We start from the raw sequence: 25,302 nt of genomic DNA on the forward strand, positions 1-25,302 counted from the left end.
GTGACCGACTGCGCCCTGGAGGGGCGGTGGCCGGGTATCGGCGGCGCGGTCGTCGGCCGCGTTCGTTCGAAGGCCCGTACGGAGAGGTCCCCGAGGCGTTCGTCCCGGGGACCTTCTGCCGGGACGCGGTGGTGGCGGCCTGGTTCAGCGGCCTGGTTCAGCGGCCTGGTTCACCGGTCGCGCAGGGCGGCGAGGGTCGCGTCGAGGTCGGCCCCGCGGGGGCGGTTGTGCGGCAGCTTGGCGAGGACGGCGGCCATGCCACAGGTGTTGGTGAGAGCGGAGAAGACGAGGCCGCCCGCGATGCCGGCGGAGACGAGCTGAAAGGCCGGGTGGAGCAGACCGAGTGCCAGGCCGGTCAGGACCAGAGCGCCGGCGGTGAGGCGGACCTGTCGTTCCATGCCCCACACCGTGCGGGTGGCGTGCTCGGGACGGTGCAGGTCGTGTCCTTCGGCGGCCCAGGCTCCGGTGCCGCCGGTGAGGGTGGCGGCGGCGATGCCCTGCGCGGCGAGGCGTTCGGTCGCCCGGGCGGAGCGGGCACCGGAGGCGCACACCACGAGGAGGTCGCCGCGTGCTGCCGCCTCCTTCAGGGCCGGCAGGGCCGTGTCGAGGGCGTCGAGGGGGATGTTGTGGGCGCCCGGGAGGTGACCGGAGGCGTATTCGCCGGGGGTGCGCACGTCGATGACGGTCAGCTCGTGGAGCTGGGCGCGGGCCTGGTCCGGGGCGAGGGCGTTGGTGGTCACTGGTGTTCCCTTTTCTTTCCGGGGGTCGGGTCCCCTGCGGGTAGGATACCCATAGGGGTATATCGAAGGAGTGCTTGTGGAACTGGCGATGGCGGCCGAGGAACTGAAGACGGTGGTCAACCGGCTGCGCCGGGCCCAGGGCCAGATCGCCGGGGTGATCAAGATGATCGAGGAGGGCCGGGACTGCGAGGACGTGGTCACACAGCTCGCGGCTGCCTCACGGGCGCTCGACAAGGCCGGCTTCGCGATCATCGCCACCGGTCTGCAGCACTGCCTGACCGACTCGGACATGGCGGCCAGTGGTGACCGGGAGCAGATGCGGGCCCGCCTGGAGAAGCTGTTCCTGTCCCTGGCGTGAGCACAGCCGCGGGGCGCAGCGGGTCGTGCCATGGCATCGACCACCATGAACGCGGCCACGGCCAGCAGGACCAGCGGCGCCGCTCGCGGACATCGAGCAGGACGGCGGTGCCGTCACCGGTGCGGGTGCGGGCCTGGTCCGGGGGTGAGGCGGTTTCCACCGCGGCGGGAGAGGAACATGCTGCCTTCGGTGGAGCTTCGTCACCGCTGCCGGGTGCCGGGCGGCCGGGCGGCACCACCGTTCGCGGTTCCGAAGTGCAGGCGAGAATGGGGCCCTTGACCACTTGTTGCCCCACAGAAAGCGATTGCGATGAATCACCTGCCCCCGGACCCGACGGCGCTCCACCCGTTTCCCGACCAGCCGCGTGTGGTGTTGCTGAAGCCGCTGGTGACCTCGCCGCTGATCGAGGTCGGGGAGTACTCCTACTACGACGACCCGGAGGATCCGACCGCGTTCGAGACGCGCAACGTGCTGTACCACTACGGGCCGGAGAAGCTGGTCATCGGGAAGTTCTGCGCGCTGGGCACCGGGGCGCGGTTCATCATGAACGGCGCCAACCACCGCATGGACGGCCCCTCCACGTTCCCCTTCCCCATCATGGGCGCGGCCTGGGGCGAGCACTTCGGCCTGATCACCGGCCTGCCCGGCAGGGGGGACACCGTCGTGGGCAACGACGTCTGGTTCGGCTACAACACCATGGTCATGCCCGGGGTACGAATCGGGCACGGGGCGATCATCGCCTCCGGCGCCGTCGTCGTGGACGACGTCCCTGACTACGCGATCGCCGGCGGCAACCCGGCCAAGGTCATCCGCACCCGCTACAACGACGAGGACGTCGCCCGCCTGCTCCGCATCGCCTGGTGGGACTGGCCCATGGAGCACCTCACCGAGCACCTTCGCACCGTCATGACCGGCACCGTCGACGAGCTGGAGAAGGCCGCTCCACGGGTCTGAACCGGGCCTGTAGGGGGCCTGGAGGGGGCCCCACGTGTCACGCCGGGGACAGCGCCGGCCGCCCCCCGGCGGCCGGCGCGGCGGCCGGTGGTCAGCCGGTGCGCGGGGCGTACGGCGGGAAGTGCGGCGGCGGGGCCTGCGGGGCGGCGGGGGCCGGGGCGGCGGCGGTGGCGCGGCCGTGGAGCTTCAGGCAGTGGGCCAGGCAGCCCAGCGCGCTCGCGCACAGCAGGGTCCGCATGATGTTGGTGGTCTCCCAGATGCCTTTGAACTTGTCGACGAGGGCGAAGTCGGTGGCCTTCGCCGGGTCGCCGAGCTGCGCGAGTTCCATGTTCAGGGGGATGTTGACGGAGAACGTGATGAGCAGCGCCACCAGGTAGAGGGCCGCGGCGATCGCGGCCCACAGGGCCGGTGAGCGGTGGCCGCGGCGGAAGTCGAGGACGGCGGCGGTGGTGGTGGCGATGAACGCGCCGATGAACACGAGCGCGAACAGGCCGCTGTTGTCGATGAGTTGGTTGAAGTTCTGCATCGCTTCGACGTAGATGCGGTCATCGGTCCGGGCGAGGCCCGGCATGATCGACACGTCGAAGGTGAAGAACAGGCCGGCCATCAGGCCCATGGTGACGGTCGAGGTCACCAGCAGCGGGCCCGTCGTCCTGCTCGGCCGGCGGGCCGGGCGCGACGGCGGCGGCGCGGGCGCGTACGGGTTCGCGGGGCCGTACGGGTGGTACGGGTTGGCAGCCATGGGGTCCTCACTCGGTCGGTTGCGAGGCTCGCGGCAGGTGTCGGGCGACGCGCACACGGGCGTCGGGAGCCTAGGCGCGGGCCCGGTGGCCGGCCAGGGCGGTTCGAGTGGATCCGGACCGGGTCTCGAGGCGGCACCGGCCGGCCGGTGGACAGCGGCCGGTGGCGCCGCGTGCGGCGGGGTGTCGGTGCGAGCGGGTGTCGACGGTTTCTCGAGCGGTCCCTGAGAGCGTGCCGGGGGCGCTGTCCGCGCCGGGAAGCATCTCGAGGAGGCCGACCTTGACCGCGCAGCTCTCCGACCAGACCGTGCCGGCCGCCCCGGCGGGGCCCCGGCCCACGACCGCGTCCGGGTCCGGGTCCGTATCCGGATCCGGTGCGGGCGGGGGTGCGGGGAGGAAGCGGCGGGCGGCCGGTGCGCTCGCGGTGATCGCCGGCTGCAACGCGATGATCCAGCTCGACGATCCGATCGTGAACATCGCGCTGCCGGGGATGCGGGCCGACCTGGGTCTGTCGGCCGTCGGCGCCTCGTGGGTGCTGACGGCCTATCTGCTGGCGTTCGGCGGGCTGCTGCTGCTCGGCGGGCGGCTGGGCGATCTGCTGGGCCGGCGGCGGGTGTTCATGGCCGGGGTGGGGCTGTTCACGGCCGCCGCGGCGCTGCGTGGCGCGGCCTCGTCGGGCGAGATGCTGATCGCGGTGCGGGCGGTGCAGGGCGTGGGTGCGGCGCTGGCGGCACCCAGCGGGCTCGCGTTGCTGCTGAGCATGTTTCCCCAGGGTCCCGCGCGGACGCGGGCGATCGCGGTGTGCACGGCGGCCGGGGCGCTCAGCACGGCCGGCGGGCTGCTGCTGGCCGGTGCGCTGACCTCGCTCGGCTCGTGGCGGTGGGTGGTGTATCTGGATGTGCCGGTGGGGGTGGCGATCGTGGTGGCGGCGCCGTTCGTGCTCCGTGAGACGCCGCGGGTGCGGGGCCGTCTCGACGCGGCGGGGGCACTGCTGTCGGCGCTGGGCGCGGCGGCGCTGGTGTTCGGGCTGGCGCGGGCGGCGGAGCGGCCGTGGGGCGACATGAGTGTGGCGGGCAGTGTGCTGGCGGGGGTCGTGGGGCTGGTGCTGTTCGCGGTGGTCGAACGTCGGGCCCGGCAGCCGCTGGTGGCGCCGGCGCTGTTCGCCGACCGGGACCGGCTGCTGGCGTACGGGGCGACGCTCGCGGTGCCGGGCGCGGTGATCGGCACGTACTTCTTCCTCAACCAGTTCTTCCAGGCGGGGCGTGGCTGGTCGGCGCTGGTGGCGGCGTGTGCGCTGCTGCCGCTGCCGGTGACGACGGCGCTCGCCGCGGCCGGTGGTGAGCGGCTGCTGCGGCGGCTGGGGGCGCGATGGATGCTGGCGGTGGGTGCGGGGCTGCTGGTGTGCGGGAACGGGTGGCTGGCGCTGTCGGCGACGGGCCCCTACCCGGTGGTGCTGCCGGCGCTGGTGCTGCTGGGGGCGGGGATGGCGTGCGGGGTGCTGCCGCTGACGGTGCTGGCGACGTCGTCGCTGGCGCCGGACGGGGCGGGGGCGGCGTCCGGGGTGCTGAACGCCGTGCAGAGCGTGGGTGGTTCGGTGGGGCTCGCGACGCTGGTGACGGTGGCGTCGCACGGCGGCGGGGCGGCGGCCGGTTTCGTCGCGGGCGCCGGGTTCGCGGCTGTGGCGCTGGTGGCCGCCGCCGGATTGCGGAGGCGGCCGGCGGCCGGCGTCAGCTGATGCGCATCTGGGCCATCATGCCCATCGCCGAGTGGTCGAGCAGGTGGCAGTGGTAGACGTAGGTGCCGCGGTAGGTGTCGAAGGTGGCGTGCAGCCGGACGGTTTCGCCGGGCAGCAGCCGCACGGTGTCCTTGAGGCCGGACTCGGAGGCGTCGGGGGCCTGCCCGTTGCGGGCGAGGACCCTGAACTGCACCAGGTGCAGGTGGAAGTTGTGCGGGACCAGGGTGTTGGGGTTCGTGACGGTCCAGATCTCGCTCGCGCCGTGACGGATGCGGGTGTCGATGCGGTCGTGGTCGAAGACCCGGCCGTTGATGAGGCCCTGGGCGGTCGGGGCGCCGCTCTCGTCGCTCATGCGCAGTTCGAAGGAGCGTTCCGCGGTCGCGGTGGGCAGCGGTGGCAGGGTGCGCAGCACGGCCGGGACGCGGCTGGGGTCGGATGCGGTGCGCACGACGTCGAACCGCAGGACCTGGCCGACCTGTTCGGGGCTGCCGGGGCCGAGGGTGTTCTCGAGGACGAGCCGGGTGCCGACGGGGTAGCGGGAGAAGTCGATGACGATGTCGGCGCGTTCGGCGGGTGAGAGCCACAGGGAGTCGAGGGTGGCGGGGGCGGGCAGCAGGCCGCCGTCGGAGCCGATCTGGGTGATGGGGCCGCCGTCGGCGAGGCGCAGGTGGAAGAAGCGCAGGTTGGAGGAGTTCAGCAGCCGGAAGCGGTACTTGCGGGCGGCGACCTGGAGGTAGGGGTAGGGCTTGCCGTTGGCGAGGAGGGTGGTGCGGCCGAGGGCGTCGTCCATCTCGTGGACGAGGCGGCCGCGTTCGTCGAGACGGGCGTCGCGCAGGGCGATGGGGATGTCGTAGGAGCCGGCGGGCAGCGGCAGTGCTCGTTCGGTGTCGTCGGTGAGCAGGTAGGAGCCGGACAGGCCGCGGTAGACGTGTTCGGACTCGTGGTGGTGGGCGTGGTCGTGGTACCAGAGCGTGGCGTGCGGCTGCCGGTTGGGGTAGGTGTAGGTGCGGGTCGTGCCGGGGGCGAAGGTGTCCATGGGGGCGCCGTCGTCGCCGGCCGGGACGGAGGCTCCGTGCAGGTGGACGGAGGCGGGGTTCTCCAGGGCGTTGCGGTGGTGGACGACGACCGGGCGGCCGGATCTGGCCTTGATGGTGGGGCCGGGGAAGTGGCCGTTGTAGGTGAGGACCTCGGTGCTGATGCCGGGGAGTATCTCGGTGCGGGCGCGACGCAGGGTGAGGGCGTAGGTGTCCTTGCCGCCGGCGGTGGACAACGGGGCGAGGACGGGCGGTACGGGCAGCGCGGTGGCGAACAGCGGGGCGCTGGCGGGGCGGGTGCCGGCCTGGGCGTTGCGGGCCTGGAGCAGCGGGGTGAGAGCGGCGGCGGTGAACAGTGAGGTTCCGGTGGTGGCGAGCGCTGCGCCGAGCACGCGGCGTCTGGTGACCATGGTCTTCTCCCTTGAGGGCAGGGGCTGGGCGGGCTGAGTGCAGCACGGGCGGCTCGCACGGCACTCGGGTACGCCCGCGCTTCGCGGAAGGGGGCCCGGGGCGGGGCACTCCGGCACCAGAGGTGTGGGGTCTCGCGAGGCGCGGGCGGGATGTGCGCGGCCTCGGGGGCGGGTCGCGGCCGGGCCGGGCGGGGCTCGCGTTGCGGGGGCGTTGCGCCGCTGTCCGTATACCTGGGGCGTCGGTCGTGCCGCTCTGGGAGGACGTTGTCGTGGATCTTCGGTACTGGCTTCCGCGTGCGGTGGACGTCTTCGAGCGGTTCGGGGAGCGGTTCGGCCCGTTCACCGCCCATCCCAGTCACCGGATCGACGACGCGGCGTTCACGCCGGTCTTCGAGCGGTTCGCCAAGCGGCTGGACGACAACTATCCGTTCTTCCACCCGTCGTACGCGGGGCAGATGGTCAAGGCGCCGCATCCGGCGGCCGTCGTCGGCTATGTGACGGCGATGCTGTTCAATCCGAACAACCATGCCGCGGAGGGCGGTCCGGCGACCACCGAGATGGAACGCGAGTGTGTCGCCGCGCTCGGTGCGATGTTCGGTCTTCAGGAGCCGCTGGGTCATCTGACGACGAGCGGCACGATGGCGAACCTGGAGGCGCTGTACGTGGCGCGCGAGTCCCATCCGGGCCGGGGTGTCGCCTACAGCTCCGAGTGCCATTACACGCATGAGCGGATGTGCCATGTGCTGGGCATGGAGGGCCACCGGGTGCCGGTCGACGCACGGGGCCGTATCGACCTCGAGGCGCTGGAGCGGCTGCTGGCCACGGGCCGGGTCGGGACCGTGGTGGTGACGCTGGGGACGACGGGGCTGGGCGCGGTCGACGAGGTGCACGAGGTGCTGCCGATGGCGCGCCGCCACGGGGCGCGGGTGCATGTGGACGCGGCGTACGGCGGTTTCTACGCGCTGCTGGGCCGTTCCGCGGACCCGGTGGGCCTGGACCCGCGGCCGTGGGCGGCGGTCGCCGGGTGCGACTCGGTGGTGGTCGACCCGCACAAGCACGGTCTGCAGCCCTACGGTTGCGGGGCGGTGCTGTTCAACGACCCGGGGGCGGGGCGGCATTTCGCGCACGACTCCCCCTACACGTACTTCACGCAGGCGGAGCTGCATCTGGGCGAGATCAGCCTGGAGTGCTCGCGGGCGGGTGCGGCGGCGGCCGGTCTGTGGCTGACGTTGCAGCTGCTGCCGCTGAACCGGGAGGGTTTCGGCGAGATGCTCGCCGCGAGCCGCCGGGCGGCGCTCCGCTGGGCGGACCTGCTGGCCGGCTCCGACGTGCTGGAGCTGTACCAGCGGCCGGATCTCGACATCGTCACGTATGTGCCCGCGGTGCGGCCGTTCTCGCTCGCGTCCGTCGACGCGGCCTGTGAGCGGCTGCTGCACGAGGGCATGTACGCGGCCGACGATCCGGTGTTCCTGAGTGTGCTGCGCGCGGACGCCGACGCGTTCGCCCGGCGTCATCCGCGGGTTGTGCGGGACGCCGGTGCGGCGCGGGTGATGCGCAGTGTCCTGATAAAGCCGGAGGCCGAGCTCCGTCTCGACCGGCTCCACGCCAGGGTGGAGCAGTTGGCCGCCCTGGCCGCCGGGAGGCAGTAGGCCCTTTTTTCCGCGGGCCGGTCCGCCGGTGAGCGGGGACCTGGTGCCGCCCTCCGTGAGGCGCGGGCGCGGGCACGGCTTCGCCGTGCCCTGCGCCGGCGGCGCGGCGGGCGGGCCGCCGGGGCCCGTGAGCCCCGGCCGGGCCCGCGGGGCGGGGCGTGCGGGGCGCGGACGGCCGGCGCCGTTCTCTTTGGAGGGATGGGTCCCTTGTCCTCGTCAACAGTTCCGGTGGTGCCGGCACGTGTCGGGAGGCCCGCGTCGCGGGCCGATTCCGATGTGCTGGCCGCGCTGCTGGCCGATGCCTTCTTCGATGATCCCCTCACCCGGTGGATCACTCCCGACGACGGGCGCCGCGCCGCGGTGCTGCCCGACTTCTTCCGGGTGTTCCTTTCCATGTCGTTCGCGTTCGACGCGGTGCGCACCACCGCCGGGCGGGATGCGGTGATGACGTTCCTGCCGCCGGGCGGCTGGGAGGAGGTGGAGCGGCACGGTGACGCCTACGGGCAGCAGTTCGCCCGGGTGCTGGGCGAGGACGCCGCCCGGCTGGCGGAGATCACCGCCCTGCAGGCGGCGCACCATCCGGTGGGCCGGCCGCACTACTACCTGGCGTTCGGTGCGGTGTCCCCCCGGGCGCGCGGCGCGGGTGTGCTGTCGTCGCTGGTGGGTGAGGTGACGTCGTGGGCGGACGCGCAGGGCGTGGGTGTGTACACGGAGGCCAGTTCGCCCGGCGGGCGGGCGGCGTGCCTGCGGCACGGCTTCACGCCGGCCGGGCCGGCGCTCACGCTCGGCGACGGCGGGCCGTCGCTGGAGCCGCTGTGGAGGGATCCGCGGTGAGGGGCGACGAGACGCTGAGGATCTTCTCCGCCTCCGAGGTGGAGCGGGACACGGTGCCGCCGGAGCATGCCGGGCCGCTGCGGCAGGTGCTGGAATGGAGCCGCGAGTTCCTGGTGAACGGGCATCCGGCGCTGGGCCGCAGCGGCCCCGTGTGCCCGTACACGCAGCCGTCGCTGCGCCGTGACCTGTTCCTGCTGGCCGTGCCGGCGGCGGGGACGGACCAGGCCGAGCTCGCGGACGCGGTGGCGCATCTGCGGGTCTGGTACGAGAAGCTGGCGGTGGACCTGGACGCGGAGGAGCGGGAGCTGCTCACGCTGCTGATGGTGCTGCCGCATCTGGACCGGTCGGACTCGGCGCCGTTGGACGCGCTCCAGCGGGCGGCGAAGGACGAGTTCGTCGCCGACGGGCTGATGATCGGCCAGTTCCATCCGGTGTGTGCGGAGCCGGGTCTGTGGAACGAGGACTTCCGGCCGTTGCGTTCGCCGGTGCCGCTGCTGGCGGTGCGCCGGCTGCTGGTGTTCGACCTGCCGTTCCTGGTGAACACGGATCTGCACCTGGCGCACTATCTGCGGCAGTTCGCGCCGGGGATCCCGGCGCGGATGCGGGACGAGCTGGTGAGCCGGGTGGTGTCCTGACGGTTCCGTTCACGCTGCTGCCCCGCCCCCCTGTCGCAGGGGGCGGGGCAGCGTCGTGCGGTGGGGCGGTCAGCGGCGCAGGCACTCCTCGAGGAAGGCGAGTGCGCGCAGGTGGTAGGGGCGGGCGGCCCAGCCGAGGCTGATGTTGTGGCCGGCCGCGTCCTGGCGGTCCACGCGGACCCGGGGGGAGGCGTTGAGGCGGGCGGCCATCGCGCTGAGGGCGGCGTCGTCGGTGTGCCACCACTGTTCGTGCTCGGCGAAGGTGAGGCGGACGGGGACCCGCACGCGGGGGGCGAGCTGCCGGTAGCGCAGCGGCCAGGGCGGGCCGGGGTCGTGCTCCTCACGACGCGGGGTGGGGGCCATCAGGGCGCGGGCGCCCTGGAAGGTGCCGGGCGGGTAGAGGTGCATGGGGCCCCAGTTGAGGCTCCAGGCGCCGCCGCCGAGGGTGGCGGGGAAGCCGCGGGCGGCGGGGGCGTAGTGGTGGCCGAGGCCGGAGATGTCGAGGCCGATCAGGGTGTCGTCGGTGTCGTCGGCCGCGGCGTGCAGGGCGAGCTTTCCGCCGTAGGAGTGGGCGAGGAGGAAGAACCCGGCGCCGGTGGGGTGTTCGCGGGCGAACGCGGCGAGGGCCCGGTGCAGGGTGGCGGACTGTTCGGCGAGCGGCTGGCCGTCCGGGTGGCGGGCGGCGAGGCGGCCGTGGCCGGGGCGGTCGACGGCGAGGACCGGGTGGCCGAGGCGCGCGGCGAGGGTGAGCAGGGACAGGTCGGGGTGGGCGGGTGAGTGGAAGTAGCGGGCGTGCATGCCGAGGCCGTGGACGGCGACGACGACGGCCCGGGGCTCACCGGCGGCGGGATGGGGTCTCGCGTACAGGGCGGACAGCTGAAGGGCGCCGGCGTCGAGGGTGATCTCCTCGATCCGCACGCCCTGACTCGCGGCGGCCGCCGTCCCCGGACGGGCGCCGGGCCCGGGCTCGGCGGGGGCGGCTGCCGGCCGGGACGGGGCGGGCGCGGCGGGCGGTTCAGGCGGCCGGGGCATGGCGGGCGCTGCTGACGGTGGGCCAGGCGTGCAGGTCCTCGGTGCGCAGCAGCGCGGTGGCGATGAGCAGGCCCCGGTAGCCGGCCCGCAGCAGGCGGACGGCGGTCTCGGGGGTGTCGATCGCGCTGGCGCTGACCGGGCAGGGCGTGCCGGCGGCGGTCAGGGCGGGCAGCAGGGCCAGGCTGCGGCCGATGTCGCCGGTGTCCTGTTCGCGGGTCTTGATGTCCTTGTTGTTGACGGCGATCACGCACTCGTCGGCGTGCGGGACGTTCTCGAGTTCGGCCTCGCCGGTGATCTCGACGAAGGGGGTGAGGCCGGTGCGCAGGGCGGCGGTCACCAGGGAGCGCATGCTGGAGGCCGGCAGCAGCGCGGCGGTGAGCAGCACGGCGGAGGCGCCGAGGGTCCTGGCGGTCTCGAGCTGGTCGCGGCGGGTGATGAAGTCCTTCTGGAGCAGCGGGAGTTCGGTGAGGCGGGCGACGTCGCGCAGCAGGTCGGGGGTGCCACCGAACCAGCGTCCGGTCACCACGGAGATGCAGGGGGCGCCGGCCGCCTCGTAGCCGGCGACGATGTCGGCGGGCGTGCGGCCCGACATGAGGTCGATGCCGTGCGCGTCGCGCCGCTTGACCTCCATGACCAGGGGGCGTTCGGCGCCGAGCAGGGCTTCGATGAAGCGGGACGACGTCAAGGGAGGCTCCTTCGCGTGCGAGAGGTGCGGTGCGGTGTGCCGGCCCGGCCGCCGGAAGGCAGGCTGGACCGGCGCACCGGAGCGGGGGCGCAGTGCCGGTGGAGGGCGCCGGCACTGCGCCGGAGCGCCGGGGGCCCTCAGGGCAGCAAAGCGTGTCGGGGGCAAGCGGGGTGCAAGGGGGCCGCGGGCGGGTCCGCCCGGCGCGCGGGAGGTGCGGGCGGGGCGGGCGGGAGGTGCGTTGCGCCGGCGTTGCGGTGCGCGTGGTGAGGCGGCAGGCGGAGCCCCGGGCGGGCCGCCCGGGGGCGCGTGGTGAGGTGGCGGGACGCGCGGGCGGGCCGCCCCGGGCGTGTGGGGCCGGGCGCACATCCCCGGGGAGCTTATGTCGGGAATGTCACTGTGCGGGGGTGGTGATTTCCCGCGGGGGCGGCGCATACCCTGTCGCTGTCCTCCGCTGCGTGCGGTCCCGAGCATCTGGAGCTCCCTGGTGGAACGCGTCCGCGGCCCGCTCGTTCCCGGGCAGGCCGCTCCGAAGGCGCCCCTGCCACCCGGTGAGCTTCCCCTCGACGCCTCCAGGCCGCGCAGCCCCCTCGTCCCGCCGCAGGCCGGGCCCCCGCAGGTCCCTGCCGGGGCCCAGGTCCCCCCGCCGCAGCCAGGTCCCGCGCAGGGCGTGATTCCGCCGCAGGCCGGGCCCGCGCAGGCCGTCGCCGCGGCTCCGGCCGCCGGGCTCGAGGAGCTGCGCCGGCAGGCCGCGCAGGTGCTGCTGGGCAACTGGACGGGCGCTTCGACCGTCCCCTCCCCCGCCCTGTATCCGCACCAGTGGAGCTGGGACTCGGCGTTCATCGCCATCGGGTTGCGCCATCTGTCGCCCGAGCGGGCCCAGCGCGAGCTGGAGACGTTGCTGGCCGCCCAGTGGGCCGACGGGCGCATCCCGCACATCGTCTTCAACCCGGCCGTGCCGCTCGGGGCGTACTTCCCGAGCCCCGACTTCTGGCGGTCCTCCACGGCGGGCCGGGCGGCGGGCGCCCCGGCCGGGGCGGAGACGTCCGGCATCGTGCAGCCGCCCGTGCACGCGCTGGCCGCCTGGCTGGTCCACCGCAGCGACCCGGACGCCTCACGGCGCCGGGGCTTCCTGGAGCGGGCCTGGCCGGCGCTGGTGGCCTGGCACGATTATCTGCTGCGCTGCCGCGACTTCGGCGGCCAAGGGCTGGCGGCCGTGCTCCACCCGTGGGAGCCCGGCATGGACAACAGCCCCTGCTGGGACGAGCCCCTCGAGCGGGTGGAACCGGCCCCGGCCGGCTCCTTCCGGCGGGCCGACCTCGGTCACGGCGCCCGTGCGGACCGGCCCACCGATCTGGACTACGGCCGGTATGTCGCTCTGGCCGCGCACTACCGGGACCACGGCTACCGCGACGCGGGCACGGAGCACGCGTTCGTCGTCGAGGATCCCGGGTTCAACGCGCTGCTGGCCCTGTCGGAGCACGCCCTGGCGGCCGTCGCCGGCGAGCTGGGGCAGGACGCGGCACCGCACCGGTCCCGGGCGCAGCGGCTGACCGCCGCGCTGGTGGAGCGGCTGTGGGACGAGGAGGCCGGGCTGTTCCTGTGCCGGGACGTGCGCACCGGCGCCCTGGTGCGCGACAGGAGCGTCGCCGGTCTGCTGCCGCTGGCGCTTCCGTCGCTTCCGGGGCCCGTCGCGCAGTCCCTGGTGCGCACCATGAGGGGGCCGCATTTCGGGCTCGGTACGGCCTGCGCCCTGGTGCCCAGCTACGACCTGCGCGGCCGTGCCTTCGACGCGTCCCGCTACTGGCGCGGGCCGGCCTGGTTCAACGTGAACTGGCTCCTGGAGCGGGGGCTGCGGCAGCACGGCGAGGCGGGCCTGGCCGACGCCCTGGAGCAGGCGGTGCTCGCCTTCGCAGGTGGTTCCGGTTTCGCCGAGTACGTCGATCCGCACACCGGGCAGGCGCGCGGGGCGACCGGCTTCAGCTGGACCGCCGCCGTCGTCCTCGATCTGCTGGCACGCTCCGGCCCGGCCGCGAAGGCGGGTAATCAGCTGTTGATGCAGTTGTAGGCCACGGTAGGTCATAGAGTCCCTCACATGAGTGATAGGGATGACGATTGGATCTCTACGGGTAGGGCGGCGAAGCGGTTGGGGGTGTCCACGCGGACGCTGCGGCGCTACACCTTTGAGGGGGTGCTGGAGGACCGGCGTTCGCCTGGCGGGCGTCGGGTCTTTCGTGTCGGGGACCTTGATGGGCTGTCCCGGCGTCGTGGGGAGCCCCGGCTGCCTGAGGTGGGTGGGGTAGTGCTGTATGGGCGGGTGTCGTCGCACCGGCAGCGGGCGGAGGGGGACTTGGACCGGCAGATGGTCAGGCTGCGTGAGGCGGCCGGTGACCGGATCGTGGTCGGCGAGTTCACCGATGTGGCTTCGGGCCTGTCGGACAAGCGCAAGGGGCTGCGGCGCGCTTTGCGGGCGTGTCAGGGGGATTCGGTGACAACCCTGCTGGTGACGCATGAGGAGCGGCTGGCCCGGTTCGGTACCTCGATGCTGGCCGAGGTGGTGTTGCCGTCGTGGGGATGCCGTTTGGAGATCGCGGATGGGGATGACGAGCTGGACGGTAGCGATGACGGTGATCTGGTGCGGGACATGCTGGCGGTGGTCACCTCGTTCTCCGGCCGCTTGTACGGTGCCCGTTCGGCGAAGGCCCGAGCGTTGACGCGGGCGGTCAAGTCCACTGTGAGCGAAGGTGATTTGTAGGCCAGGGTTGGTCATGTGTAGTGTCGCTCTCCTTGGTTGGGGAGCGATGTGAGGGGAGGTCGGCAGGTGCCACGCGAGCGCCGCGGCAAGAAGCGTGAACTGCGCACCATGGCCGCTCCCTTCACCGTCGCCGCACCGTCTGGTGCCCGTATCCGGGACCGGCTCCGTATGACCGCCGAGGAGGCGGAGATTCTGCGTCTGGTCGGTGAGCACAACGGCCGTCACCAGCGGGCAGACCTCGCCGAGCGAGTCCGTCTGGGCCGGGTGAAGGTGAAGGAGAACCGGCGGGCGGAGCGAAAGAAGAAGCTCACCGCCGTCTCCTCCTCCCGCTGGGCCGGTGCCATGACCCGCGCCAGCGAGGACCAGTATCAGCTCAGCTTGCGGTGCCTGTTTGACGAGCGAGCCGGCCTGCGCCGCGCTGTCCGCATCATCGAGCGGCGTCTGGCGGTGCCGTGTGGGCAGCGTCAGGGCCGGACTCGGGGCTACCCGGACCGGGCAGAGCGCTGGCAGAAGCAGCGCCGCCTTGCCGTTCTCAACACCCGCCTGGCCGATGTGGAGGAGCGGATCGAGCAGGGACGCCCCGCCATCGTGGTGGGCGGCCGACGACTGGCCAAGGTCCGGCACAGCCTTGCAGACGCACAGCTCACTGAGACCGAGTGGCATGAGCAGTGGGAAGCGGCCCGGCTGTTCCTCACCGCTGACGGCGAGTCCGCAGCCCCTTACGGCAACTACACCATCACCGTCCACCCGGAAACGGGCGAAGTGTCGCTCGTGCTGCCCGAACCGTTGCGGCACCTCGCCAACGCACCTCGCGGCCGGTACAAGCTCGGTTGCACTGTCGGCTTCTCACATCGCCGTGAGGAGTGGCTCAACCGCGCTTGTGCCCACCGGGCGGTGCGCTACGACATCGTGTACGAACCGGACCGGGGCCGCTGGTACATCGACGCGTCCTGGTCTTCGGACACCGCCGTCTCGCCGTCGCCGCAAGAGGTCCGGTCCTTCGGTGAGCGCATCCTCGGCGTGGACCTGAACGCTGACCACCTGGCCGCGTACGTCCTTGACCCGCACGGCAACCCGGTCGGCGAGCCGATCACCCTACCCATCGCCATCACCGGCCCGGCATCGCAGCGGGATGGTCGCCTTCGTGCGGCGATCACCGAACTCGTCACCGTCGCCCGCGAGCATCACTGCGCGGGAATCGCGATCGAGAACCTGGGCTTCGATGACGCTCGCGCCGCCGGCCGGGAGACCATGGGACGCGGCGGCCGGGGCAAGAAGTTCCGCCGCACCGTCGCAGGCATCCCCACCGCTAGATTCCGCGAACGCCTGCGCAGCATGGCCTTCCACAACGGACTAGTCGTGATCGCAGTCGATCCGGCCTACACCTCCATCTGGGGCGAGCGGTACTGGAAGACCCCGCTCCAGCAGCAGACCAAGACCACCGTCACACGGCACCACGGTGCCAGCGTGGCAATCGGACGACGCGGCCTCGGACATGGCGCACGGCGTCGGCCAGGTGTGACCGCCCACCACCAGCGGATGGTGGAGCGGAGAGCTACCGGCCAGACCGTACACATTCCGAGGCCGTGTGGGACCGCGAGCCCACCCAGGAGAGCGAGCACGCCAACCAGAGGCGACAAGACTCGACCGTGCCAGGGTGACCAACTCGCGCTGTTCCCCGACCTCGAAGACCGTTCGCGAGGTCACCGGACTACCCGTCCGGATTCATGCGATTCGGCCAACACTGGCCAACTCGCATAGGAACGGTGCGCAGGCCGGTACCGCGGCCGGTGCGGCGGCCGCGGTGGCGGAGGCCGGCGGGTGACGGCTCCCCGCCCCGGAGGGCGGGGAGGGTGTCACGTGCCCAGGCCCAGCATCGAGGCGATGCGGTTGTACTGGATCTCGTTGGTGCCCGAGTAGATCGTGCCGCCGACCGCGTTGCGCACGCCCTGCTCGAGCCCGTACTCGGACATGTATCCGTGCCCGCCGAAGATCTGCACGGCGGCCAGGGAACTGGCCACGTTGGCCTGGCTGGTGAGGAGTTTGGCGATGGCCAGGTCGATGGTGACGTTCTCGCCGTCGTCGAGGCGCTGGGCGGTGTCGTACAGCCATTTGCGGGCTGTCTCCAGGCCGATCTTGGTGTCGACGATCTTGTTGGCGATCGATTGGTGGGAGCCGATGGGTTTACCGAAGGAACGGCGGGTCTTCGCGTAGTCGAGGCAGCGGTCCAGCCGGTGCTGCATCTCGCCCGCGTTGACGACGAAGGAGAAGAGGACCTCCCGTTTCATCACGTGGTCGAGGACGATGAACCCGCCGCCGACCCGGCCCAGCACCCTGGTCCTCGGGACGCGGCACCCGTCGAAGTAGAGCTCGCTCAGCGGCGAGGTCCGCAGTCCCATCTTCTTGATCGGATTGCCGACGGTGAGGCCGGGGGTGTCGCGGTCCACGAGGAACGCGCTGACGCCGAGTGCTCCGCCGTCGGGGCGTGTGCGGGCGTAGACAACGAACACGTCCGCGACGGGACCGTTGCTGACGAACGTCTTGCTGCCGTTCAGCACGAAGTGGTCGCCGTCGCGTTCGGCGCGGGTGGTCATCGCCATCGCGTCCGAGCCGCCCTCGGACTCGGTGATGGCGTGGGCGCCGATCGCCTCGCCGGAGCAGATCAGGGGCAGGTACCTCTCTTTCTGTTCGGGCGTGCCGAACCGGGTGAGGGGGATGCCGGTGCTGGCCAGGGTGGTGGTCACCGAGAAGTTCAGGCCGGCGTCCTGGCAGTGCTCCCCGAGGCCTTCGAGGACGTACATGGTGGTGAGGAGGGACTGGCCGAGGCCGCCGTGTTCCTCCTCGAAGGGCAGGGCGAGGATGCCGGTCTTCTGGATCAGTTTCCACTTGTCCCAGGAGAACGTGGCCTGCTCGTCCAGTTCGATGTGGTCGGCGCTGAGCGCCTCACCCCACCGTGCCAGACCTTCGCGGAACTCGGTCTGTTCGGTGTTCCATCGGATCACTTCGGACCGCCTTACGGTTTTCGCGTCATCAGTACGCGGAGGAGACGTGCTCGTCGAGACTGTGGGTCTCGTCGCCCTGCAGGGCCGGGCTGAAGACGCACACGAGCCGCAGGTCCTCGTGGGGGCTGGCCACCAGGTAGTGGGCGTCGTGCTGGTCGAGCGCGTACATGCGGCCCGGGGTGATGGGGTGGGAGGTGCCGTCGAGTTCGATGACCTCTCCGGAGCCGGCGATGCAGTAGCAGGCCTCGAGGTGGTTGCGGTACTCGAGGCGGGACTTGGTGCCGGCCAGGACGACGGTGTCGGTGAGCGAGTAGCCGACGCCGTCGGAGGCGAGGAGGAAGCGGCGGCTGACTCCGTTGCCCCAGTCGACGGTCTTCACGTCCTCGATGTCGCGGATGATCATGGTCAACTCCGATCTGGGTCGTGTGCGGCGCGGGGCCGCACGCTGGGAAGGACCCGGGGGTGGCCGGCGGCCACCGCTGGTGTCCTGGCCCCGCGGCCGGCGGCCGGGCGGGGACGCATGGGGGCGCCGTGGATGCGGCGGGTTCAGCGGGCGGCGGGTGCTCCCGCCGCCGGGGCGGGAGTGCGCGGTGCGGTGCGCAGCCGGTCGGCCAGGGCGCGGGCGGCGCCGGAGGCGACGGCCTCGCGGGTGGCGGCGAGCGCGCTCGGCCAGTCGTGCCGATGGCCGGAGGCGAGGACGAGGGCCGCGGCGTTGAGGCACACGGTGTCGGTGGCGGCGGGGTGGGCGGTGCCGGCGAGGACGGCGAGGAAGTGGTCCGCGGCGTCGGCGGGCGGCACGGGGCGCAGGTCGTCGAATCCGCCGGCGGGGGCGATGAGTTCGCCGGGTGCGAGCCGCCGGACGCTGCCGTCGTCGAGGTGGACGGTGTTGTCGGCGAAGCCGAGGAGTTCGTCGGCCCCCTGGTCGTTGGAGGTCAGCCAGATCCGCCGGCCGGGGAGCGTGCGGGCGAGTTCGCGCAGCACGGGCAGCGGCATGGCGGCGCTGACGCCGGTGACCTGGGCGGTGACCGGCAGGTCGGCGAGGAAGGGGCCCAGCGCGTTGAGGAAGCGGCCGAACGGTTTCATGCCGAGCGGTGCCACCGTGCGGGCCAGGCGGGTCAGTTCGGCCGGGTAGACGAACGGGCCGGCGAACGCGATGCCGTGCCGCTCGAGCATCTGCTCGGTCTGCCGGTAGGAGGCGGTCAGGCGGATCCCGAGCCGCTCCAGCAGGTCGACGGAGCCGAGGCTGGAGGTGTAGGCGCGGGAGCCGGTCTTGACGACCGGTACGCCGGTGGCGGCGGCGGTGACGGCGGCGGCGGTGGAGATGTTGAAGGTGGCGGGTCCTCCGCCGGTGCCGACGATGTTGACGGTGCCGGGCCAGGGGCCGGGCGGGGGCGTGGTTCTGCGCTCCCGCAGGGTCTCCAGCAGGGCGTGCAGGGTCTGGTGGCCGGGGAGGCTGGTGGTCAGGGAGGCCAGCAGGGCGACGGCCTGCTCCTTTTCGAGCGTGCCGTCACCGAGCCGGTCCCACAGTGATCGCCAGGTCTCGCGCTCGGTCACCGGGGCGCCTGCGAGCAGGCCGGTGAGCGCGGGATGCATGGCTAGCTGCTCACCCCCTGGCGGGCGTCCTCGATGAAGGCGTCGATGGCGCGCACGCTGCGGAAGTTGTCGGGGTCCAGGTCGGCGTCGCCGACGGCGAGCTGGAAGTGGTCCTCGACCCAGGCGATGAGCTTGAGCACGCCGAGGGAGTCGATGACGCCGTCGGAGAGCAGGTCGTGGTCGTCGGCAAGCTCGTGGACACCAAGGTCGGGCAGGAATTCCTCGATGACGAACTTCTTGATGGTGTCGTTGTGGCTCATGACGTCCTTCCTTGGACTGGGATCGGTTCGTGCGGTCGGCCGGGCGCGGCGCGTCCGGCCCGTCGGGTGGTGGCGGGGGGCCGTTGTGCGGCGGTGACCCGCCGGGCGGCGGGGGCGGGCGTGCCGGTCCGGTGCCGGGTGCCGCGGACGGTGGTCCGGGGGTCGCCGGCGCGGCCGGTCAGGTGGAGCAGGCCGTCGGCGTCGCGGCGGACGAGGTCGCCGGTGCGGAACCAGGTGCGGCCGTCGTCGGCGCCCAGGGGGTGGGCGGTGAACGGGTCGCGGTGGCCGGGGCGGCCGAGGTAGCCGGGCGACTGGAAGGGGGTGGAGACGTACAGTTCGCCGGTGCCGGGGCCGTGGACGGGTGTGCCGGGGGCGCCGATGACGAGGGTCCGCACGCCGGGCAGGGGCCGGCCGACGGGGACGGGCGGGAAGACGGTGGCGCCGGTGTCGATCTCGTGGACGAGGCTGGGGTTGGTCTCGGTGCAGCCGTAGAGGTTGTGCAGGCGTGCGCCGGGGAACAGGCGCGGCAGCGCGGCGACGGTGCGGTCGGGCAGGGCGCGGCCGGTGAGGACGGCGTGGCGGACGCTGTCCAGGGTGGTGCCGGCGGCGCGGGCGGCGTCGGTGAGCGGCCCGTAGAGCGGGGGGCGGGCGGCCAGGACGTGGATGTCGTGGGTGGTGAGGAGTTCCAGCAGGCCGGTGGCGTCGGCGGCCCGGCCGGGTTCGGCGAGGACGACGGTGGCGCCGGCGGCGAGGGGGGTCCAGAGGTCGAGGAGGCCGGCGCCTGCGGCGAGGGGGCCGGCGGCGAGGACGGTGGTGCCGGGGCCGATGCCGAAGCGGCGGGCGGCCCAGGTGGTGAAGCGGTCCACGGCGGTGCGCGCGAGCGGCACGATCCTGGCGGGTGCGGTGGTGCCGGAGGTGGTGAACAGCAGGGCGGGCCGTTCGCCGGCCGGGTGGGGCAGGGCGGCGGCCGCCGACGGCGGCAGGCGGACGGGGCGTGGTTCGCCGGCGGGGACCAGGACGCGTGCGCAGCCTGCCTGGGCGGCCAGGTCGGCGAGCCGGCCGGCCGGTGCCGGGGAGGGCAGCAGGAGGGGGCGTTCGGACAGCAGGCCGGCCAGGACGAGGGCGATCGCGGCGGGTGAGGTGCGGGCGAGGACGCCGATGGTGTCGTGGGGTGCGGTGCCGAGCACGGCGAGGCGTTCGCGTTCGCGGCCGGCCGCCTCGTACAGGGCGCGGTAGGTGGTGTGTTCGCCGCCGTGGATCAGTGCGGTGGCGTCGGGGTGGTGGCGCACCTGGGTGAGGAAGCCGGCGACGAGGCCGGCGGGGGCGTTCATCGCAGGTGGGCCCAGCCGCTTTTGACGGCGGGTCCGTCCGGGGTGCGGCAGGTGAAGCGCACCACGGTGCGGGCGTCGTCGGGCTGGAGGGTGATGTCGAGGGGGACGCCCGGTGCCACGGGGGCGGAGAAGCGGCCGCCGAGGGCGTCGATGCGGGTGATGTCGCCGTCGGCGTAGCGGTCGGCGATCTCCTCCAGGGCCAGGGCGACGACGCTCATGCCGTGGGCGATGACGGTGTCGAAGCCGGCGGCGCGGGCGGCTTCCGCGTCGAGGTGGATGGGGTTGAGGTCGCCGGAGGCGTGGGCGTAGGCGCGAATCGTTTCCTCGGTGAGGACGTGGCGGGCGGTGGCCGGTTCTCCACCGGGGCCGGTGGGGCCGGGGGCGGCGGCCGGGGGGATGTCGCCGAACGGTTCGGTGCCCTTGGCGCCCAGCAGCAGGGCGTGGGTGGTGAGTTCGGCGAAGGCGGTGCCGTCGTCGCCGGTGAGGCGGCTGCGTACGGCGATGCGGGTGCCGCGGGCCTCACGGCGGGCGCCGGTGACGTCGAGCTGGACGGCGACCTGTTCGCGGGGCCGTACGGGCCGCTCCAGGCGGATGTCCTGGCCGAGGTGGACGACGGAGGTGGTCTCCTCCGCGGCGGTCAGCGCGCGCACGGCCTTGTCGGCGAGTGTGTGGGCGAGGACGAAGGTGTGCACCGGTGAGGCGTCGCCGCTCGCCGCCGGCGGCAGGCCGGGGCGGACGGCGGTGCGGTAGGCGTGGATCTCGGCGGCGCTCGCGGTGCGCTCCGCGGTGCGGGTGAGGGCGGGGGTCGTCGTCATACCGGCGCCACCACCAGTGCGGCGTTGTGGCCGCCGAAGCCGAAGGAGTTCGACAGGGCGGGCCCGGAGGCGATGGTTCGGGGGCGGTGGTGGACCACGTCGATGTCCATTCCTGGCTCCAGGCGGTGGTGGTTGGCGGTGGGCGGTACCTCGCGCTCACGCATGGCGAGGACGGCGGCGACGGCCTCGACGGCGCCGGCGGCGCCGATCAGGTGACCGAGGACGCCCTTGGGTGCGGTGACCGGTGGGCAGCCGGTGCCGAACACCTTGGCCAGGGCGGCTGCTTCGGCCCGGTCGTTGTGGGGTGTGGAGGTGCCGTGGGCGTTGATGTGGGCGATGTCCGCGGGGGTGAGGCCGGCGTCGGTGAGGGCGGCGGTCATGGCGCCGGCGGCGCCGGAGCCGTCGGGCAGCGGCATCGACAGGTGGTGGGCGTCGCAGGTGGCGCCGTAGCCGGCGACCTCGGCGTAGGCGCGGGCGCCTCTGGCGCGGGCGTCGTCGGCGCGTTCGAGGACGACGAAGCCGGCGCCCTCCCCCATCACGAACCCGTCGCGGTCGGCGTCGAAGGGGCGGCTGGCCTGCTCGGGTCGGTCGTTGCGCAGGGAGACGGCGTTGAGGTTGCCGAACCCGGCGAGGGTGACGGGGGTGAGGGTGGACTCGCAGCCGCCGGCGATGACGACGTCGGCGCGGTGGGTCTGCAGCAGCAGCCGGGCCTGGCCGATGGCGTCGGCGCCGCTGGCGCAGGTGGTGGCGATGGTGGTGGCGGGGCCGGTCCAGGCGAGGCGCATGGCGATCTGGGCGGCGGCCGCGTTGGGCATCGTCATCAGCGGCATCAGCGGGTTGACGCGGTGCGGGCCGTGTTCGGAGTAGTGGGCGGACTCCAGGTCGCTGGTGGCCCGTCCGCCGACCGCGTTGCCCACCACGACGGCGGTGCGGTGCGGGTCGGGGGCGGGGGCGCCCGCGTCGCGGTGGGCGGCGAGGGCGGCGGTGGTTCCGTACAGGGCGAACGGGTCCATCCGGCGGGCGTCCTTGGCGCCGACGAGGCCGACGTCGTCGAGTCCGCTGACGCGGCAGCCGATCCGTACCCGGTGGCGGTCGAGGTCGAGGTGGGTGAGGCGGGCGGCGGTGGAGCGGCCGGCGCGCAGCGCGGCCCACAGGGCGCCCGGGGTGCAGCCCGCCGGTGTGACCACGCCGATGCCGGTGATCACGACCGGGGGTGGGGTGGAGGTTGCCATGGTTGGTTTCCCGTTCCTGTGTGCCTTCGGTGTACGGGCCGGCCCTCTCAGGCCGGGAGGATGCCGCACTCGCGGGCGGAGGTGAGGAACGCCTGGGCCGCGAAGTCGATGTCGGCCTCGGTGTGGCGTGCGGTGACCGCGATCCGCAGGCGGGCGAGGTCGTTGGGGACGGCGGGGGTGACCACGGGCAGGCCGATGACGCCGTTCTTGCGGCAGGTGGTGGCGAGGTCGTAGGCGGCGTCGTCGGAGCCGGCGATGAGCGGCAGCACGGCGGTCTCGCTGTCCTGGGTGCGCAGTCCCTCGGCGTTGATGATCTTCCGCAGGCGGGCGGACTGGTGCTGGATGTGGGCGACGCGTTCGGGTTCGCGCTGCAGGATGCGCAGCGACTCCAGGGCGGCGGCGGCCTGGGCGGGTCCGAGGGCGGCGGAGAACAGGAAGGGGCGGGCGGCGTAGCGCAGGTGGCCGATGAGTTCGGCGGGGCCGGCGACCCAGCCGCCCATGGAGGGGATGGCCTTGGAGAGGGTGCCGAGTTTGACGTCGACCCTGGCCTGCCAGTCGAAGTGCTCCTCGATGCCGCGGCCGGTGGCGCCGATGACGCCGAGCGCGTGGGCCTCGTCGACCATGAGGAGGGCGTTGTGCTCGTCGCAGACCTTGCGCAGTTCGGGCAGCGGGGCGATGTCGCCGTCCATGGAGTAGACGCTGTCGACGATGACGAGCCGTACCCCGTCGGGGCTCGCGGCGCGCAGCCGGCGCTCGAGGTGGTCGACGTCGTTGTGGCGGAAGCGGGTGACGGTGGCGCCGGACAGGCGGCAGCCGTCGACGATGGAGGCGTGGTCGTACTTGTCGATGAAGACGGTGTCGCCGGGGCCGACGAGGCCGCCGACGGTGCCGGTGTTGGCGGCGTAGCCGGAGCCGAAGACCATGGAGGATTCGCGGTCGGCGAACCGGGCGACCTCCGCCTCGAGTTCCTCGTGCAGGGGGATGGATCCGGCCAGGGCGCGCACGCCGTGGTTGCCGGTGCCGTAGAGGTCGACGGCGGCCTTGGCGGCGGCGACGACACGTTCGTCGCCGGCCAGGCCGAGGTAGCTGTAGCCGGACATCATCAGCAGCCGCCGGCCGTCGAGGTCGGCGTAGGCGCTGTCGCGTTCGACGGTGTAGGCGACGAAGCTGTTGCGGCGGTCGGGTTCCCATTCGAGTGCCTGGACGCGGCGCTGTGTTGCCGCCAGCTTCGGCTCGAGGCGTTCCCATCCTCCAGATGCGTTCACGTGCGTCTCCTCATCCACTTCTCGGTTGCTCCAGGCGCGCCGTCCTTTCTATGCGCCGGGCCGCAAGGCGGGCGCAACACGGTTTTTGATGCCGCAATTCCCGTGGTGGCGTGGGAAGTCGGCTTGAAGTCGACCTTCAGGGCGAATACCGGAGGCGCTGATTCCCAGTTATTCCCCCGGTATGTTTTTGGCCACGGTTGAATGTGGCGACAATTGGCCGGTACGGTCGAATCCACGGGAAAGTGAGTACGAACAGAGATCTGGCTGCGAAGCCGGGGCGCGAATTCGCGGCCTCCCTTTCCTTGAATCGCGCCCCCGCACGTGTGATGACCGCGTGCAGACGAAGTCTTGGGGGACTCAGCGTTGCTGATCAGACTCGTAGGTCTTGTCACCATCGAACACGACGGGACGGCGCCCCAGCACCTGTCGAGCGCGCAGGCCCAAGTGGCCTTCGCTCGACTGATACTGGAGCGAACGTCGGGAACCAGCCGCGACCAGCTCGCGGACACCGTGTGGCCCGAAGGGCTGCCCGACACGTGGGCCTCCGCGCTGCGCAGTGTGGTGAGCCGGGTCCGCGCCTATGTCACCGGCCCGCTGCAGAAGCCGGGCGGGACGCCACTGATCGCACAGAGCGGCCGGTACGTACTGCGGCTGCCGGACGACGCGGCGGTCGACCTGGAGGCGGCGGAGGCCGCGATGACGGAAGCCAGGACGGCCTTCGCGGACGGTGCGCACGCGGTGGCGCACCAGCTCGCGGCGGGCGCCGTGTCGAACCTGCGCGGCTCGTTCCTGCCGGCGCACGAGGGCGAGTGGGTCAACGCCGTTCGTGAGCGGGTCGACGAACTGCGCCTGATGTCACTGGAGCTGGCGAGCCTGTCCTCGTCGGCCCTGGGCGCGGAGCACCACGCGGTGCGCTACGCCGACGAGGCGGTACGGCGCGCGCCGTTCCGTGAGAGCGCGCACCGGTGCCGGATGACGGCGCACGCCGCCGCGGGCAACCGGGCGGACGCGCTGCGCGCCTACCAGCAGCTGCGGGAGGTCCTCGCGGACGAGCTGGGCATCGACCCGGCGGCCGAGACCCAGGCCGCCTATCTGGAGCTGCTGCGCGCCGAGCCCGCCGGCCCGCAGCGCCGGGCCCCCGCGGGGCGGCTGACGGCCGACGCGCTGGACCCGCTGCTGATGGGAGCGTTCGAGGCGCTGACCCCACCACCGGTGGCGCCGCTGCCGGCGCGCTGAGACCGCCACGACGCCGGGGGCCCGACACCGTCCAGGTGCCGGGCCCCCGGCGTCGGCATGCACGCGCACCGCAGCGCGGGGCGTCGGGGCCGGGTCGGCGGGGCACGCGGAGACGTCGAAGCGGCCCGCGGCCCCCCGGTCGAAGGGGGGCGGCGGGCCGCCGGGCAGCGAGGTGGTCAGGTGATGGAGACGCCGCTGTCGATGCTGATCACCTGGCCCGTCATGCAGTCCTGGTCGAGGAACAGGGACGCGCTGCGGGCCACCTCCTCGACGGTCACGAAGCGCGGGATGGGGGCCTTGTCCTCCATGCCCTCGACGACACGGTCGGGGAGGTCCTTGGTCATGCCGGTGATCATGAAGCCCGGGGAGAGGGCGTTGACGGTCACCCCGCGCCGGCCGCACTCGGCGGCCAGCGTGCGGGTGAAGCCGATCAGGCCCGCCTTGGAGGCGGAGTACGCCGTCTGTCCGGCGGTGGCGATCAGGCCCGAGGGCGAGACCACGTTGATGACGCGGCCCCATCTCTGGCGCAGCATGTGCGGGACGGCGACGCGGGCGGTGTGGAACGAGCCGATCAGGTTGGTCCGGATGACCTGGGCCCAGTCGTCCGGGTTCTGCATCGCCATCAGCGCGTCCTTGCGGATCGCGCCGTTGTTGACGAGGACGTCGACGGGGCCGAGGCGCTCGCCGATCTCCTGGTACAGCGCGGTGACGGCGGCGTAGTCGCCGACGTCGCCGCTGACGAGGACCGAGTCGTTCGTGAGCTTGTCCTGCACGGCCCGGGCCGCGTCCTTCGAGCTGTTGTAGTGAACGGCGACCCTGCAGCCCAGCGCGTCCAGTTCGAGGGCCAGGGCCTGGCCGAGGCCTCCCGAGGCGCCGGTGACCAGGGCCACCGGCTGCTCGGGGCGGTTTCCGGTCTGTGGGCCCTTACTCATCGCATACCTCCGTGGATACTCCGCCCTTCACGGCGGAAGCGACTCCTGCCGGCGTGGCAGGGGAAAGTGATCCGCCGT

24 protein-coding genes are annotated in these 25,302 nt (G+C 73.0%); 10 read left to right on the forward strand and 14 right to left on the reverse strand.

Annotated features, from left to right (window positions below; genetic code table 11):
• Window positions 1-170: 170 nt before the first annotated feature.
• The gene (locus GLX30_RS00390) at window positions 171-740 is read right to left on the reverse strand and encodes a rhodanese-like domain-containing protein (RefSeq protein WP_159682242.1); all 570 of its coding nucleotides are present in this window, start codon (window positions 738-740) and stop codon (window positions 171-173) included.
• A gap of 76 nt (window positions 741-816) precedes the next feature.
• Here GLX30_RS00390 and GLX30_RS00395 point away from each other — a divergent pair, with 76 nt between their 5' ends.
• The gene (locus GLX30_RS00395) at window positions 817-1,098 is read left to right on the forward strand and encodes a metal-sensitive transcriptional regulator (RefSeq protein WP_085573762.1); all 282 of its coding nucleotides are present in this window, start codon (window positions 817-819) and stop codon (window positions 1,096-1,098) included.
• Window positions 1,099-1,407: 309 nt separating this feature from the next.
• Window positions 1,408-2,052 (forward strand): CatB-related O-acetyltransferase, encoded by a 645-nt coding sequence (locus tag GLX30_RS00400; protein WP_159682244.1) that lies wholly within the window; start codon window positions 1,408-1,410, stop codon window positions 2,050-2,052.
• Between the two features lie 91 nt (window positions 2,053-2,143).
• On the opposite strand, the gene GLX30_RS00405 is transcribed toward GLX30_RS00400, so the two are convergent.
• The gene (locus tag GLX30_RS00405; RefSeq protein WP_159682246.1) at window positions 2,144-2,794 is read right to left on the reverse strand and encodes a DUF1772 domain-containing protein; all 651 of its coding nucleotides are present in this window, start codon (window positions 2,792-2,794) and stop codon (window positions 2,144-2,146) included.
• Window positions 2,795-3,072: 278 nt separating this feature from the next.
• Between GLX30_RS00405 and GLX30_RS00410 the strand changes: the two genes are divergently transcribed.
• Window positions 3,073-4,527: an MFS transporter gene (locus tag GLX30_RS00410; RefSeq protein ID WP_159682247.1), complete on the forward strand. Its 1,455-nt coding sequence runs from the start codon at window positions 3,073-3,075 to the stop codon at window positions 4,525-4,527.
• On the opposite strand, the gene GLX30_RS00415 is transcribed toward GLX30_RS00410, so the two are convergent.
• Entirely contained in the window at window positions 4,520-5,971 is a 1,452-nt protein-coding gene (locus GLX30_RS00415) for a multicopper oxidase domain-containing protein (protein ID WP_159682249.1), read from the reverse strand. The genes GLX30_RS00410 and GLX30_RS00415 overlap by 8 nt on opposite strands.
• A gap of 269 nt (window positions 5,972-6,240) precedes the next feature.
• Here GLX30_RS00415 and GLX30_RS00420 point away from each other — a divergent pair, with 269 nt between their 5' ends.
• The 3 genes from GLX30_RS00420 (at window position 6,241) to GLX30_RS00430 (ending at window position 9,089) form a co-directional block, all read left to right on the forward strand.
• A complete protein-coding gene (locus GLX30_RS00420; RefSeq protein ID WP_159682251.1) occupies window positions 6,241-7,620 on the forward strand; it encodes an aminotransferase class V-fold PLP-dependent enzyme in 1,380 nt (459 codons plus the stop codon).
• Window positions 7,621-7,851: 231 nt separating this feature from the next.
• Entirely contained in the window at window positions 7,852-8,454 is a 603-nt protein-coding gene (locus GLX30_RS00425) for a hypothetical protein (RefSeq protein ID WP_159682252.1), read from the forward strand.
• On the forward strand, window positions 8,451-9,089 hold the full coding sequence (locus tag GLX30_RS00430; RefSeq protein WP_159682254.1) for a DUF6875 domain-containing protein: 639 nt from the start codon (window positions 8,451-8,453) through the stop codon (window positions 9,087-9,089). Before GLX30_RS00425 ends, GLX30_RS00430 begins: the two co-directional genes overlap by 4 nt.
• Window positions 9,090-9,158: 69 nt before the next feature.
• On the opposite strand, the gene GLX30_RS00435 is transcribed toward GLX30_RS00430, so the two are convergent.
• Window positions 9,159-10,121: an alpha/beta fold hydrolase gene (locus GLX30_RS00435; protein WP_244257925.1), complete on the reverse strand. Its 963-nt coding sequence runs from the start codon at window positions 10,119-10,121 to the stop codon at window positions 9,159-9,161.
• On the reverse strand, window positions 10,105-10,806 hold the full coding sequence (locus tag GLX30_RS00440; RefSeq protein ID WP_159682256.1) for an indole-3-glycerol-phosphate synthase: 702 nt from the start codon (window positions 10,804-10,806) through the stop codon (window positions 10,105-10,107). Before GLX30_RS00440 ends, GLX30_RS00435 begins: the two co-directional genes overlap by 17 nt.
• Window positions 10,807-11,473: 667 nt before the next feature.
• Between GLX30_RS00440 and GLX30_RS00445 the strand changes: the two genes are divergently transcribed.
• The 3 genes from GLX30_RS00445 (at window position 11,474) to GLX30_RS00455 (ending at window position 15,319) form a co-directional block, all read left to right on the forward strand.
• On the forward strand, window positions 11,474-12,871 hold the full coding sequence (locus tag GLX30_RS00445; protein WP_244258394.1) for a trehalase family glycosidase: 1,398 nt from the start codon (window positions 11,474-11,476) through the stop codon (window positions 12,869-12,871).
• Between the two features lie 27 nt (window positions 12,872-12,898).
• Window positions 12,899-13,558, forward strand: coding sequence for an IS607 family transposase (locus GLX30_RS00450; RefSeq protein WP_244257926.1), 660 nt, complete (start codon window positions 12,899-12,901; stop codon window positions 13,556-13,558).
• Between the two features lie 66 nt (window positions 13,559-13,624).
• Window positions 13,625-15,319: a hypothetical protein gene (locus GLX30_RS00455; protein ID WP_244257927.1), complete on the forward strand. Its 1,695-nt coding sequence runs from the start codon at window positions 13,625-13,627 to the stop codon at window positions 15,317-15,319.
• Between the two features lie 95 nt (window positions 15,320-15,414).
• Here GLX30_RS00455 and GLX30_RS00460 read toward each other — a convergent pair whose 3' ends face one another.
• The 8 genes from GLX30_RS00460 to GLX30_RS00495 all read right to left on the reverse strand — a co-directional run bounded on the left by GLX30_RS00460 (window position 15,415) and on the right by GLX30_RS00495 (window position 23,056).
• Complete coding sequence (locus GLX30_RS00460) at window positions 15,415-16,560, reverse strand: acyl-CoA dehydrogenase family protein (RefSeq protein WP_159682260.1); 1,146 nt, start codon at window positions 16,558-16,560, stop codon at window positions 15,415-15,417.
• A gap of 28 nt (window positions 16,561-16,588) precedes the next feature.
• Window positions 16,589-16,963, reverse strand: coding sequence for an ectoine synthase (locus GLX30_RS00465; RefSeq protein WP_159682262.1), 375 nt, complete (start codon window positions 16,961-16,963; stop codon window positions 16,589-16,591).
• Between the two features lie 143 nt (window positions 16,964-17,106).
• The gene (locus GLX30_RS00470; RefSeq protein ID WP_159682264.1) at window positions 17,107-18,153 is read right to left on the reverse strand and encodes a hypothetical protein; all 1,047 of its coding nucleotides are present in this window, start codon (window positions 18,151-18,153) and stop codon (window positions 17,107-17,109) included.
• Between the two features lie 2 nt (window positions 18,154-18,155).
• A complete protein-coding gene (locus GLX30_RS00475) occupies window positions 18,156-18,413 on the reverse strand; it encodes a phosphopantetheine-binding protein (RefSeq protein WP_159682266.1) in 258 nt (85 codons plus the stop codon).
• The gene (locus tag GLX30_RS00480) at window positions 18,410-19,744 is read right to left on the reverse strand and encodes an AMP-binding protein (protein WP_159682268.1); all 1,335 of its coding nucleotides are present in this window, start codon (window positions 19,742-19,744) and stop codon (window positions 18,410-18,412) included. Before GLX30_RS00480 ends, GLX30_RS00475 begins: the two co-directional genes overlap by 4 nt.
• Window positions 19,741-20,559 (reverse strand): MaoC family dehydratase, encoded by an 819-nt coding sequence (locus tag GLX30_RS35730; protein ID WP_279632531.1) that lies wholly within the window; start codon window positions 20,557-20,559, stop codon window positions 19,741-19,743. The genes GLX30_RS00480 and GLX30_RS35730 overlap by 4 nt, the downstream gene beginning before the upstream one ends.
• Complete coding sequence (locus GLX30_RS00490) at window positions 20,556-21,791, reverse strand: beta-ketoacyl-[acyl-carrier-protein] synthase family protein (protein ID WP_159682270.1); 1,236 nt, start codon at window positions 21,789-21,791, stop codon at window positions 20,556-20,558. Before GLX30_RS00490 ends, GLX30_RS35730 begins: the two co-directional genes overlap by 4 nt.
• Before the next feature lie 47 nt (window positions 21,792-21,838).
• Window positions 21,839-23,056 carry an aminotransferase class I/II-fold pyridoxal phosphate-dependent enzyme gene (locus GLX30_RS00495; protein WP_159682272.1) on the reverse strand — a complete coding sequence of 406 codons (1,218 nt, stop codon included), beginning with the start codon at window positions 23,054-23,056 and terminating at the stop codon, window positions 21,839-21,841.
• Window positions 23,057-23,419: 363 nt separating this feature from the next.
• Here GLX30_RS00495 and GLX30_RS00500 point away from each other — a divergent pair, with 363 nt between their 5' ends.
• Complete coding sequence (locus tag GLX30_RS00500) at window positions 23,420-24,292, forward strand: BTAD domain-containing putative transcriptional regulator (RefSeq protein WP_159682274.1); 873 nt, start codon at window positions 23,420-23,422, stop codon at window positions 24,290-24,292.
• 176 nt (window positions 24,293-24,468) lie between these two features.
• On the opposite strand, the gene GLX30_RS00505 is transcribed toward GLX30_RS00500, so the two are convergent.
• Window positions 24,469-25,224 (reverse strand): SDR family NAD(P)-dependent oxidoreductase, encoded by a 756-nt coding sequence (locus GLX30_RS00505; protein WP_053556617.1) that lies wholly within the window; start codon window positions 25,222-25,224, stop codon window positions 24,469-24,471.
• Window positions 25,225-25,302 lie beyond the last annotated feature (78 nt).

Origin of the sequence: Streptomyces sp. Tu 2975, assembly GCF_009832925.1 — a bacterium.
Classification (GTDB): Bacteria; Actinomycetota; Actinomycetes; order Streptomycetales; family Streptomycetaceae; genus Streptomyces.